This is a genomic window from Pseudomonas sp. JL27(2026), from assembly GCF_056933555.1.
Map to the genome: position 1 here is coordinate 5002108 of NZ_CM167794.1, position 12327 is coordinate 5014434.

The 12327-nt window shown below is 61.1% G+C and carries 12 protein-coding genes; 6 read left to right on the forward strand and 6 right to left on the reverse strand.

Annotated elements, in window-relative coordinates:
- Positions 1 to 3: 3 nt before the first annotated feature.
- Complete coding sequence (gene mrcB, locus AC1Z1G_RS22775) at positions 4 to 2328, reverse strand: penicillin-binding protein 1B (protein ID WP_483622564.1); 2325 nt, start codon at positions 2326 to 2328, stop codon at positions 4 to 6.
- A 117-nt stretch (positions 2329 to 2445) separates the two neighbouring features.
- Between mrcB and AC1Z1G_RS22780 the strand changes: the two genes are divergently transcribed.
- The 3 genes from AC1Z1G_RS22780 (at position 2446) to AC1Z1G_RS22790 (ending at position 4931) form a co-directional block, all read left to right on the forward strand.
- Entirely contained in the window at positions 2446 to 4002 is a 1557-nt protein-coding gene (locus tag AC1Z1G_RS22780; protein ID WP_483622565.1) for a bifunctional aminoglycoside phosphotransferase/ATP-binding protein, read from the forward strand.
- Between the two features lie 91 nt (positions 4003 to 4093).
- Entirely contained in the window at positions 4094 to 4438 is a 345-nt protein-coding gene (locus tag AC1Z1G_RS22785; RefSeq protein WP_483622566.1) for a pentapeptide repeat-containing protein, read from the forward strand.
- 220 nt (positions 4439 to 4658) lie between these two features.
- On the forward strand, positions 4659 to 4931 hold the full coding sequence (locus AC1Z1G_RS22790; RefSeq protein WP_483622567.1) for a TfoX/Sxy family protein: 273 nt from the start codon (positions 4659 to 4661) through the stop codon (positions 4929 to 4931).
- Between the two features lie 418 nt (positions 4932 to 5349).
- Here AC1Z1G_RS22790 and AC1Z1G_RS22795 read toward each other — a convergent pair whose 3' ends face one another.
- The 3 genes from AC1Z1G_RS22795 to AC1Z1G_RS22805 are packed head-to-tail and all read right to left on the reverse strand — an operon-like array spanning position 5350 to position 8038.
- Positions 5350 to 6117, reverse strand: a complete 768-nt coding sequence (locus AC1Z1G_RS22795; RefSeq protein WP_483622568.1) for a heme ABC transporter ATP-binding protein — start codon at positions 6115 to 6117, stop codon at positions 5350 to 5352.
- Positions 6117 to 7100: a FecCD family ABC transporter permease gene (locus AC1Z1G_RS22800; RefSeq protein WP_483627973.1), complete on the reverse strand. Its 984-nt coding sequence runs from the start codon at positions 7098 to 7100 to the stop codon at positions 6117 to 6119. Before AC1Z1G_RS22800 ends, AC1Z1G_RS22795 begins: the two co-directional genes overlap by 1 nt.
- Before the next feature lie 50 nt (positions 7101 to 7150).
- Positions 7151 to 8038, reverse strand: coding sequence for a heme/hemin ABC transporter substrate-binding protein (locus AC1Z1G_RS22805; protein ID WP_483622569.1), 888 nt, complete (start codon positions 8036 to 8038; stop codon positions 7151 to 7153).
- A 172-nt stretch (positions 8039 to 8210) separates the two neighbouring features.
- Between AC1Z1G_RS22805 and AC1Z1G_RS22810 the strand changes: the two genes are divergently transcribed.
- Entirely contained in the window at positions 8211 to 8528 is a 318-nt protein-coding gene (locus tag AC1Z1G_RS22810) for a Rieske (2Fe-2S) protein (RefSeq protein ID WP_483622570.1), read from the forward strand.
- Here the strand turns inward: AC1Z1G_RS22810 and sfsA are convergent.
- Positions 8525 to 9238 carry a DNA/RNA nuclease SfsA gene (gene sfsA, locus AC1Z1G_RS22815; protein ID WP_483622571.1) on the reverse strand — a complete coding sequence of 238 codons (714 nt, stop codon included), beginning with the start codon at positions 9236 to 9238 and terminating at the stop codon, positions 8525 to 8527. The two genes, AC1Z1G_RS22810 and sfsA, sit on opposite strands and share 4 nt — an antisense overlap.
- A complete protein-coding gene (locus tag AC1Z1G_RS22820) occupies positions 9238 to 10410 on the reverse strand; it encodes a pyridoxal phosphate-dependent aminotransferase (protein ID WP_483622572.1) in 1173 nt (390 codons plus the stop codon). The genes sfsA and AC1Z1G_RS22820 overlap by 1 nt, the downstream gene beginning before the upstream one ends.
- A 331-nt stretch (positions 10411 to 10741) precedes the next feature.
- Between AC1Z1G_RS22820 and dksA the strand changes: the two genes are divergently transcribed.
- On the forward strand, positions 10742 to 11185 hold the full coding sequence (dksA, locus tag AC1Z1G_RS22825) for an RNA polymerase-binding protein DksA (RefSeq protein ID WP_483622573.1): 444 nt from the start codon (positions 10742 to 10744) through the stop codon (positions 11183 to 11185).
- 193 nt (positions 11186 to 11378) lie between these two features.
- On the forward strand, positions 11379 to 12275 hold the full coding sequence (gene gluQRS / locus AC1Z1G_RS22830) for a tRNA glutamyl-Q(34) synthetase GluQRS (protein WP_483622574.1): 897 nt from the start codon (positions 11379 to 11381) through the stop codon (positions 12273 to 12275).
- The last annotated feature ends 52 nt before the right edge of the window (positions 12276 to 12327 follow it).

The window sequence follows — 12327 nt, forward strand, 5'->3', positions numbered from 1 at the left end:
TGCTTAATTCGTCCAGCCCTTGACCCAATCCATCACCGACTCGCTGGTTGCAGGGCTTTCACCACCGCACGCGGCGCCGGGAGGCGGTTCGCTGCCGCGAATATACGGCATCTGCACCGCGCCAGGGCAGTTGGCGTCGGAGCCTTGCCCGGTGCGTGAATCGATCCAGGCCTGAACAATGTTGTCCGGCTGCGGCATGTCCAGCGGCAGCGGGTCGGCCTTGCGCATGAAACTGGTCCAGACCTGCAACGCGCCCGTCGCACCGGTGAACGGTGTTTTGCCGTTGTCATCGCGGCCAAGCCAGACCACCGCCAGCAGGTCCTGGCTGAAACCTGCGAACCAGCTGTCACGCGAATCGTTACTGGTACCGGTCTTGCCCGCCAGCGCCAGCGTTTTGGGCAGCACGTTATACACCGAGCTGCCGGTGCCTTCGCGCATCACACGCTGCATGGCACTCTGGATCAGGTAGATCGACCCCGGATCGAAACGCTGCTGGATCTGGAAAGGATAGCGCTTGAGCGGCTCGCCTTCGGCCGTCAGCACGCTGCGAATGCCGCGCATCGGCGTGTTGAAACCACCGTTGGCCAGGGTCTGGTACATGGTCGCCACCTCCATCGGGCTCAAACCGCCCGCACCCAGCAGCATTGACGGGAACGCCGGGAACTCGCGGCTGACACCCAGTCGCGCCAGGGTTTTGAGGACGTTCGGCACGCCGACTTCCAGACCCAGGCGTGCGGTCGACAGGTTGTAGGAATGCGCCAACCCTTGATACAGGAAGACCGTGCCGTGAGAACGGCGATCATAGTTCTGGGGTTTCCAGACCTGACCGTCAGCGCCCTTCACCGAGAACGAATCATCAGAGAGCCAACTGGTCAGGGTGTACTGGCTCGGTTTTTCCAGCGCGGTCAGGTACACCGCTGGCTTGATCAACGAACCGATCGGACGCACCGCATCCAGCGCCCGGTTGAACCCGGCAAAACTGGCCTGACGGCTGCCGATCATTGCCTGGACTTCACCGGTTTCCGGATTGGTCACGACCATGGCCGCTTCAACGTCTTCGGAACCTTTACGCCCGGCAAGGCGCTTGAAGGTGTCGTTGACCGAAGCCTCGGCTTTCATCTGCAGAATCGGGTCGAAACTGGTGAAGATCCGCAGACCTTCTTCGGTCAAGTCTTCGTCGCGGTAGTCCTGGCGCAACTGGCGTTTAACCAGGTCAAGGAACCCTGGGAACGAGCTGTCGGCCAGACTGCCGCGCTTGGTCACGCTCAACGGCATCTTCTTCGCCGCCTCGACTTGCTCGGCAGTGGCGACACCCTGCTGTTCCAGCAGGTCGAGTACCAGGTTACGCCGCTCCATTGCGCGCTCCGGATAACGACGCGGGTTGTAGTAGGACGGCCCCTTGACCATGCCCACCAGCAACGCCACCTGGTGCAACTTGAGTTCGGAAAGCGGTTGGCTGAAGAAGAACTGACTGGCCAGACCAAAACCGTGGACCGCACGCTGACCATCCTGACCGACGAAGACTTCGTTGAGGTAGGCCTCAAGAATCTCGCGCTTGTCGTAGTGCAGCTCCAGCAGCAGGGCCATCATGGCTTCGTTCAGCTTACGGCTGAGGCTGCGCTCGTTCGTCAGGTAGAAGTTCTTGACCAATTGCTGTGTCAGCGTACTGCCGCCCTGGCGCATTTGCCCGGACGACGTGTTGACCCAGATGGCCCGGGCAATCGACTTCGGAGAAACGCCAAAGTGATGGTAGAAATCCCGGTCTTCCACGGCCACCAGGGTTTCGAGCAGGTACGGCGGCACCTGATCGATCTTGATCAGGATGCGGTCTTCAAGGTTTTTCGGGTACAGGCCGCCGATCAGCAGAGGTTCAAGGCGTACCACCGCGAGTTTCGAACCGTTGGTTGCCGTCAACTCGGCAACGTAGTCGCCCGAGAAGCGCACACGCACCGGCTGCGCTTGCTCCATCCCTTCATAGAACTGGAAGCCACGGGTATTGAGGTCGACAGTGTTGCCGCTGACGGCAGCCGCGCCGGGACCGTTGGCCACGCTTTCGCGACGATAGCCCAAGGCATCGAGTTCGGTGAGAAAGTCGTCCTTGCTCAGCTTCTGTCCGACGAACAGTTCGAGCGGTCGTGCGTAGACCTTGGCCGGAATGGTCCAGCGCTTGCCGGAGAACTTCTCCTGGACCACGGCATCGAGGTAAACCGCGAAGCCGGCAATAACCACGAGGCCGACCAGACTGAGCTTCAAGGCCCAGCCTAACCAGGGACGCAGGCCACCAGAAGGACGTTTTTTAGCGGAACGGGGGGATCGGGTACGAGTCATGGCGGCGGATTATACGCACTTTATTCGCGATCAACATGAGCCCCTCGAGGTTTGCGTTAGCCCAGCTTGCAGCCATAATGACGCCCTTGAATTTTCCCAGACTCTGAAGGATCACCTGTGAGCCAGTCACTGATCGCCGCCCTGCAAAACCCGGCCCTTTACCCACACCCGGTAGAAGGCTTCCAGGTCATTGAGACGCACATTTCCTGGGTGCTGCTCACCGGCCCCTATGCCTATAAAGTGAAGAAGCCAGTGAACTTCGGCTTCCTCGACTTCACCGGCCTTGAGGCACGCGAGCATTTCTGCGGCGAAGAGTTGCGCTTGAACCAGCGCCTGACCCAGGGCTTGTACCTCGAAGTACTGCCAATCACCGGCAGCGCCGAGGCCCCCCAACTGGGTGGTACTGGCCCGGTGATCGAATACGCACTGAAGATGCGCCAGTTCCCGCAGAGCCAACTGCTCAGCACCCTGCAAGCCAACGGCGAATTGACCACCGTGCACATCGACGAGATGGCCCGCCAGATCGCGCAGTTCCACCTCAACGCCCCGAAGGTTCCGGCCGCTCACGAAGCCGGTACACCGGACAGCGTCATGGCACCTGTGCGTCAGAACTTCGAGCAGATCCTGCCGTTCCTCAGCGACAAGGCTGACTTGCTGCAACTCGAAGCCCTGCAAGCCTGGGCTGAAAGCAGCTTCGAACGCCTCAAGCCGTTGTTTGCCCAGCGCAAGGCCGACGGTTTCATCCGTGAATGCCACGGCGATATCCATCTGGGTAACGCCACGCTGATCGATGGCAACGTGGTGATTTTCGACTGCATCGAGTTCAACGAACCGTTCCGCTTCACCGATGTGTACGCCGACACCGGGTTCCTGGCGATGGACCTGGAAGACCGCGGCCTCAAGAGCCTGGCGCGGCGTTTCATCAGCCAGTACCTGGAACTGACCGGCGACTATCAGGGCCTGGAGCTGCTGAACTTCTATAAAGCCTACCGCGCACTGGTGCGCGCTAAGGTCAGCCTATTCAGCATGCCGGCCGAAGCCGACCCGGTGCAACGCGCCACCACCCTGCGCCAGTACCGCAACTACGCCAACCTGGCGGAAAGCTACAGCACCATTCCTTCACGCTTCCTGGCCATCACCCACGGCGTTTCGGCCGTCGGCAAAAGCCACGTAGCCATGCGCCTGGTTGAAGCCCTGGGTGCGATTCGTCTGCGCTCGGACATCGAACGCAAGCGCATGTTCGGCGAACAAAAAGTGCCGAACACCCCTGAAGCCGGCATTTACAGCACCGACGCCAGCGTGGCCACCTACACCCGTCTGCATCAGATCGCCGACGTGATTCTGCGGGCCGGTTTCCCGGCGGTCATCGACGCCACTTACCTGAAGCGCGACCAGCGCGATGGTGCAGCCAAAATCGCCGAAGCCACCGGCGCACCGTTCCTGATTCTTGACTGCAGCGCACCACAAGCCGTGATCGAGAGCTGGCTGAAGCAACGTCAGACCGATGAGAACGATCCGTCCGACGCGAACCTGTCCATCATCGAAGCTCAACAAACTCATCGCGAAGCACTGACGCCTGCCGAGATTCTGTGCAGCAAACGCGTGCAGACCAATGAAAGCGGGACCCTGGACACCGTTGTCGCGCAAATCCGTCAACGCCTGCCAGGCCTGTAAGAAAGTATTTCAGCCGTGAAGCCCCATCTGGCTTCACGGCCTTGAAATAGTGGCACTATACTGGCGTCATAAAACCAACAGGTGACGTTCCATGAGCCATCCAAAACTGCTCGACACCCCGCTGTACGCTTTGCTGCACAAAGATGACATTACCGGCTTCAACCGCGAACGGCCCAAGCACGGCCCTGTCGATATGGCGGGCGGTGATTTTCGCGGCCTCGACCTGCGCGAACTGAATGCCGACGAAGTTGACTTCACTGACGCCTACTTCCGTTCCGCCGACTTGCGCGGTATCGATTTTCGTAACGCCTCGCTGGAAGGCGCAAGCCTGGCACATGCGCAAATCTCCGGAGCTTACTTCCCGCCAGAGTTGTCGGCCGACGAGATTCTGATGTCGATGAATTTCGGTACGCGTCTGCGTTATCGCACCCGGTAACACCCTTTCTGTTACCTGGAAGTCCGGCGCCCCCGCTTTGCTCCGGACTGTGCGAGACGCTCCCCTTCCTGCTGCCCTTGTGGCCCTTTCCCAAAAGCCATGGCCTGACCGCTTAGAAGCTTTTGCATCGAAACTTGCCAAACAATCACGCTTTTCCTACTGACCGCTACACTCCTTGGAAGCTCGCCCACGCACCATTCGGCTGTCGCAAGGAGGCTTGATGAATGATGAACTGCAACACCTGAAAAACCTCGGCAAAACATCGGCACAGTGGCTGCATGCCGTGGGCATTCACAGTGCCTCGGACTTGCGCAGACTGGGAGCGGTGGATGCCTATCGCGCCGTGCGGACTCGTGGGTTTCGCGCGTCAAAGGTGTTGTTGTATGCAATTGAAGGCGCATTAATGGACGTGCACTGGAACGACATCCCGGCCGAGCGCAAGGACGCACTGAACAAACAACTGGAAGCCATCTCGTCACACCACAAAATGTGAGCGGGCAGCAATCGACATGTATTTACTCGGGGAGCAACCGGCCTATGCCGATGCACTGATCAATCACGACCTGCTGAACAAGCAAATCACTGCCCTGAACTCGCGCCTTCAATCCCCTTGAGCCCAATGTTTACGGAACTTGCAAACGAGCGTTTCAATGAAGTCAAAAGAATTCGGGAAACAGCAGTTGACTTAGAAATGAGAATCGTTATGATTATCACAACTGGTCGCGAGATCAGCCGATTTTCTGAAAGACCATTGGTTCGGACTCTCAGATTATCTCCTCATCAGGCTAATCACGGTTATTTGACCCGGCTCTTGCCGGGTCTTTTTTTGCCTGTTGAAACGTGTTTCCCCCGGTCAAACCGCAGCGGCTTACTGACGCATTTGCGCGCAATAGTCCTGCACGAGGCTCACCTCAACGGGCAATGATCAGCGGATGCCCGCGCTCCGGGTGCGGCTGCACCAGCACGTCCAGGCCGAACACGGCTTTCAGCGGTTCGGGGCGCAGCACATGTTGCGGTGTGTCCAACGCATGAGGGCGACCACCTTCGAGCAGCAGGATGCGGTCACAGTAACGCGCCGCCAGGTTCAGATCATGCAGGATCACCAGCACGGCGGCGCCGTGATCGGCGAACTCGCGAATCGCTTGCAACGTGGTGTGCTGATGCAACGGGTCGAGCATCGAGGTCGGTTCATCGAGCAGCAGAGTCTGCCCCGCCTCTCCCGGCCAGAGCTGCGCCAGCACCCGTGCCAGATGAACCCGCTGGCGCTCGCCACCGGACAGCGCCAGGTAACTGCGCCCGCCCAAATGCCCGGCGTCGGCGGCGTGCAGGGCTGCGGCGACAATCTCGTCGTCACGCGCACGCCCGGTTTGATGGGGTAAACGCCCCATCCCGACCACTTCATCAACGCGGAAGGCAAAATCCAGGGTCGATGCCTGTGGCAGTACCGCCAGACGTTGTGCCCGTTGCGCGCCGTTCCACTGGCTGAGTTCTCGCTGATCAAGCCAGACCCGGCCGTGGTCAGGACGCAACTCGCCGCACAAAGCACCGAGCAACGTACTTTTCCCGGCGCCGTTGGGCCCCAGGACGCCGAGGACTTCCCCCGGTTTGAGTTCGAGATCGATGTCCGCCAGCACGACTTTCTTGCCACGGCAGATCTGCAGGTTTTCCGCTCGCAGCATCAGGCACGACCTCGTAACAGCAAGTACAGGAAAAACGGCGCGCCGATGAATGCCGTGACAATGCCAATCGGCAACTCGGCCGGGGCCAACGCCAAGCGTGCCACCAGATCGGCGAACAGCAACAGGCTGGCACCCGCCAGCACCGACGCGGGCAACAAGACGCGGTGATCGGGCCCGGCCAGCAGCCGCACCAGATGCGGCACCACCAACCCGACAAAGCCAATCATCCCGGCGGCCGCAACGGCAGCGCCAACCCCCAGCGCGGTGCAAAACACCAATTCACGCTTGAGCCCCTCGACATTGATCCCCAAATGACTGGCCTCGGACTCACCAAGCAACAGTGCATTCAAGGCTTTGGCCCGACGCGGCAACCACAGCGCCACCGCCGCGCTCACCAGCAGCAAGGGCCACAGGCGCGCATAACTGGCGCCATTGAGGCTGCCCAGGTTCCAGAACGTTAGCGTGCGCAGCGTTGCGTCATCCGCCAGGTAGGTGAACAACCCCACCGCCGAACCGGCCAGCGCCGTCAGCGCGATACCGGCCAGCAACATGGTCGCCACGTTGGTCTGGCCGTTACGTCGACCGAGCCGGTACACCAGCGCCGTTACCCCCAACCCGCCAAGAAACGCGCAAACCGACAACAGATACGGGCCGATGGCCTCCGGCAAACCGCCGAACATTGAACCGCCGACAATCGCGATCGCCGCACCCAGCGCCGCACCACTGGAAACCCCCACCAGCCCAGGGTCGGCCAGCGGGTTGCGAAACAAACCTTGCATCGCCACGCCGGACAACGCCAACACCCCGCCCACCGCCAGCCCGAGCAAGGTACGCGGCAAGCGAATCTGCCCAAGAATCAGCTCGGCCTGCTCCAGCCCCTCGGCGGGGATGGGCAGCCCAAGCATGCGCAACGCGGCGCGTAACGTATCGATCAACGGAAGGCTGACCGGCCCGAGCGCCAACGATAGCCAGATCGCCAGCACACACAACAGGCTCAAACCCATGAACAGCGAACGCGGTTTAACCAGAGTGGTCATGGGGCGGTGTTTGCCTGGGCCGGTTCCGCCGGATAAAACCCGGCAGACAACTTCACCAGGCTCTGCGGCAAGCGCGGCCCCAAGCCACCGACCAGCAGCGTCGGGTCCAGTTCGAACACCCGGCCGGCCTTGGCCGCCGGGGTCGAGGACAAGATCGGGTTTTCCTTGAACAACGCGGCGCGTGCGGCGTCACCGGTCAGCGCCCGGTCGGCAAACACCAGCACCTCAGGGCTCAGCCCGGCCAGTGACTCGACGGAAAACGGCTTGTAGCCCGTGTGGGTCGCCAGATTTTTGCCACCCGCCTGTTGCAGCAGCCAATCTGCCGCGGTGTCTTTACCGGCGATCAGCGGTTTGCCGCCCGCATGCCCGAGCAACAGCAGCACGCCTGGCGCTTTTTGGTGGGCCTGTGCCTGACGGACCCAGGCGCTCTGTTGCTCAAGCTGCCGCTGATAACGCTGGAACAATTGCGCGGCCTGCGCTTCGCTGCCCAACAGCTTGCCCAAGTGTTGCAAGTTGCCTTGCAGGGTCGGCAAGTCCGGCTGCGCGGAGAACAGTTCAACCTGCACACCCGCGCCGCGAATCTGCGACAGCACGGGTGGCGGGCCCATTTCTTCGGTGCCGACCAGAATTTGCGGACGCAAACTCAGAATGCCCTCCGCCGACAATTGCCGCTGATAACCGATACTTGGCAACGCCTTGAGGGATTCGGGATGCAGGCTGGTGGTGTCGACACCGACCAGTTTCGACTCGCCACCCAACGCACTCACCCATTCAGACAAGGCACCACCGGCGCTGACCCAGCGTTGCGGCAACTCGACCGCTGCGGCCCCATGGTTGACCAAAAGCCCGACACAGAATGCGATAGCGCTGGTACTCAGGCGCATAACAGGGTTTCCTTTGAGGAGTTTTCCGGTGGGATCGAGGCGTCGTCAGCACGGCTTCACCACAGGCGAAGCGGCCATTTGATAATTGTTAGCATTTGCACGTCAAGCACGGACACATTTGCTCACACGCACACACGCTACAGGCCAGAGCCTGCGGCACTTGAGGATAGTCATGAAGTTTCTTTGCACCAGCGCCGAGCTGGTCGATGCCGGCAGCCGCGGTTTCGAGATCGACGGCCAGAAGCTGTTTGCCGTACGCCGCGAAGGCCAGGTCTACGTCTATGAAAATCGCTGCCCGCATCGCGGTGTAGGGTTGGACTGGCAGCCCGGTCAGTTTCTGGACCCCAGCGCCAGCCTGATCCAGTGCGCCACCCACGGCGCGCTGTTTCTGATTGAAAGCGGCGAATGCGTTGCCGGCCCCTGCGCCGGGCAGTTCCTCAACGCCCTGACGAGCCGTGAAGACCATCAGGGCATCTGGGTGCAACCCTAGGGGTTGAGCAACACGTCCAGTCGCCGGTCGACCCGAACCTCTTGCGAGTTCAGGCTCACGCCGTACGCCAGCACCTGGACCCCGGCCGCCTTCGCCTCACGCAGCGCAGCCGCGTAACCTGGGTCAATCTCCTCGGCCGGGCGCACAGCGTCGATGCCCGTGAGGTTGACGCAATACACCAGCACCGCGCGGACACCGTCCCGTGCCAGGCATGCCAACTCGCGTAAATGCTTGGCACCGCGCTGAGTCACCGCGTCCGGAAACGCGGCGACGTTTGTACCGTCAAACCCCAACGTGACACTTTTGACTTCGACAAAAGCCGGGCCATCCGGGTAGTCGAGGCGAAAATCGATACGGCTGTTTTCCTGGCCATACGGGACTTCGCGCTTGAGCCCGGTAAAACCGTTGAGTTCGGTGATCAGCCCGGCGCGCAACGCTTCCTCAATCAAGCCATTGGCCCGCGCGGTGTTCACACAGGCCAACCGCCCTTGCGGGGTTTCGCTGATTTCCCAGGTGCCGGGCAATTTGCGCTTAGGGTCGTTGGAACGACTGAACCAGACCTGCCCGCCTTCGACCATGCAGTTGAACATCGAACCGGTGTTGGGGCAGTGAATGGTCAGCAGCTCGCCGTCAACGGTTTCGATATCGGTGAGAAACCGCTTGTAACGGCGGATCAGCCGACCTTCTTCGAGGGGAGGATTGAAGTGCATCAGCCTTGCCAGCTCCGCAAGCCACGGGCAATGCGTTCCACCGCTTCCTGCAAGCGCGGCAGGCTTTGGGTGTAGGCAAACCGCACGTGGTGACCGGCCTGATAACGGCCAAAATCCAGCCCGGGGGTGAAGGCAACGTGTTCGGTTTCAAGGAAGTGCCGGCAGAAGGCAAACGCGTCACCGCCGAAGGCACTGATGTCGGCGTACAGATAAAACGCCCCTTCGGGCTCCACGGCGATACCAAAACCCAGTTCGCGCAGGGCCGGCAGCAGGAAGTCGCGTCGACGACCGAACTCGGCGCGGCGCTCTTCGAGAATGCTCAGGGTGTCGGGCTCAAAACAGGCCAGCGCCGCGTGCTGGGCCATGCTCGGCGCACTGATGTAGAGGTTCTGCGCGAGTTTTTCCAGCTCGCCCACCGCGGCCGACGGCGCCACCAGCCAGCCGAGACGCCAACCGGTCATGCCGAAGTACTTGGAGAAACTGTTGAGCACAAACGCGCTGTCATCGACTTCCAGCACACTGGCGGCATCGGTGCCGTAAGTCAGGCCGTGATAGATCTCATCCACCACCAGATGGCCGTGGCGCTCCTTGATCGCGGCGGACAACCCGGCCAACTCATCGCGGGTCAGAATGGTCCCGGTCGGGTTGGCGGGCGACGCCACCAGTGCGCCAACACTGTCATGGTCCCAGTAACGCTCGACCAGGCCCGGGGTCAGTTGGTAGCGCACCTCCGGCCCCACCGGCACCAGTTGCGCCGCCCCTTCCACCAGCCGCAGGAAGTGCCGGTTGCACGGGTAACCCGGATCGGCCAGCAACCAGTGTTTGCCTGGGTCGACCAGCAAGGCACTGGCCAGCAGCAACGCACCGGAACCGCCCGGCGTGATCAAAATCCGCTGTGGGTCGATGTTCAACCCATAGCGCTGCTGATAAAAGCCCGAAATGGCCTCACGCAACTCGGGAATGCCGCGCGCTGCGGTGTAACGGGTTTTCCCCGCCGTCAGCGCCGCCTGCCCGGCCTTGATGATCGGCTCGGCGGTGGTGAAGTCCGGCTCGCCGATTTCCAGGTGGATCACGTCGTGCCCGGCCGCTTGCAGCTCGTTGGCACGCGCCAGCAGCGCCATGACATGGAAAGGTTCGATTGCGCGGCTGCGCGCACTGTAGGACTGAGCCATTAGCCTTCCTTCAACGGGGAAAAAAATCGATTCTACCCAAGCCGTGGAACGAGCGAGAGCCTAATGCAGTCCGAGCCTTCAGAAGGCTCGCACAATGAGTTCGGCGCGAGGCCCAAGTTTGACTAAAATCAATAATTGAGCAGACCTCCAGATGCACCAGTCAAGGCTTTGCAATCTTTTGCAAGCCATACAGGCCGCGGCCTCGACAACCGGGAGTAGCGCGCTCTGATTTGATCTGGTAAGTTCGCCCGCTTGCAGCCGCAGGGCCGGCAGGTGTCGGTGATGGAGCAATCCTGCGCAATGGATTACAAGAGTAGAGGCGGTCCATTTCATGCCCACCCAAGCAAAGCAACAGAGCAGCCAACTGATTAGCGGCTTCGAACCCTACGTCGAGAAGAAGGGTGAGGAGTACATGGGCGAGCCCATGCGCAAACACTTCACCAAGATCCTGAACAAGTGGAAACAGGACTTGATGCAGGAAGTCGATCGCACTGTTGATCACATGAAAGACGAAGCGGCCAACTTCCCCGACCCGGCCGACCGTGCCAGTCAGGAAGAAGAGTTCAGCCTCGAACTGCGTGCCCGCGACCGCGAGCGCAAGCTGATCAAGAAAATCGACAAGACCCTGCAACTGATCGAAGACGAAGAATACGGTTGGTGCGAGTCGTGCGGCGTTGAAATCGGCATCCGCCGTCTCGAAGCCCGCCCGACTGCCGACATGTGCGTCGACTGCAAGACCCTTGCTGAAATCAAGGAAAAGCAAGTCGGTAAGTAACCACCGACTTGAACAAGGAACGGAGCGTGCGAACGCTCCGTTTTTGTTTCTGTGGGAGCGACGGTGCGACGATTCGCCTTGCTCGCGAACGGGCCATCAGCTGAACATATGTGTTGGCTGACACATTGCTTTCGCGAGCCAGCCCGCCCCCACAGGGTAGTGTGCGCAAGCCCTGAACAGTAATATCGCCCCCATGACTGCAAAAAACTCCCCCGCCTACATCGGGCGCTTCGCCCCCACCCCCAGTGGGCACCTGCACTTCGGTTCGCTGGTCGCAGCCCTGGCCTCCTACCTTGACGCCCGCTCGGTCGGTGGCCGCTGGCTGCTGCGCATGGAAGACCTCGACCCGCCTCGGGAAGAACCCGGCGCCCAAGTCGCGATCCTCAAGGCCCTGGAGAGCTACGGCTTTGAATGGGACGGCGAGATGGTCCGCCAAAGCGAACGTCACGACGCCTACGCGCAGGTGCTGAATCAACTGTTCAACCACGGCCTGGCGTACGCCTGCACCTGCTCGCGCAAGCAACTGGAACCTTATCAAGGGATTTACCCTGGACTGTGCCGCAACGCCGGGCATGCTCAGGAAAACGCCGCCATTCGCCTGCGGGTTCCAGAACTGGAATACCACTTTCAGGACCGGGTGCAAGGCGAGTACCGCCAGCACCTGGGCCGTGACGTCGGCGACTTCGTGATTCGCCGCCGCGACGGGCTCTACGCCTATCAACTGGCCGTGGTGCTCGACGACGCCTGGCAAGGCATCACCGACATCGTGCGGGGCGCCGACCTGCTCGATTCCACCCCGCGCCAGTTGTACCTGCAAGAACTGCTGGGCCTGCCGCAACCGCGTTACCTGCACCTGCCGCTGATTACCCAACCGGACGGCAACAAACTCGGCAAATCCTACCGTTCGCCGCCGCTTGCCGAAGACCAGGCTACGCCGCTGTTGCTGCGCGCCCTGCGTGCACTGGGGCAAAGTCCGGTTCATGAACTCGACGACGCGAGTCCCAAGGAAGTGCTGAACTGGGGCATCAAGTACTGGGACGCCGCGCTGATCCCGCGCACACTGACGCTACCCGAAGCGCAAATACGCTGACGCCACTTGCAGCTTGGCGCCCATCCGTTACCATCGCCGCACGTTTTCGGGC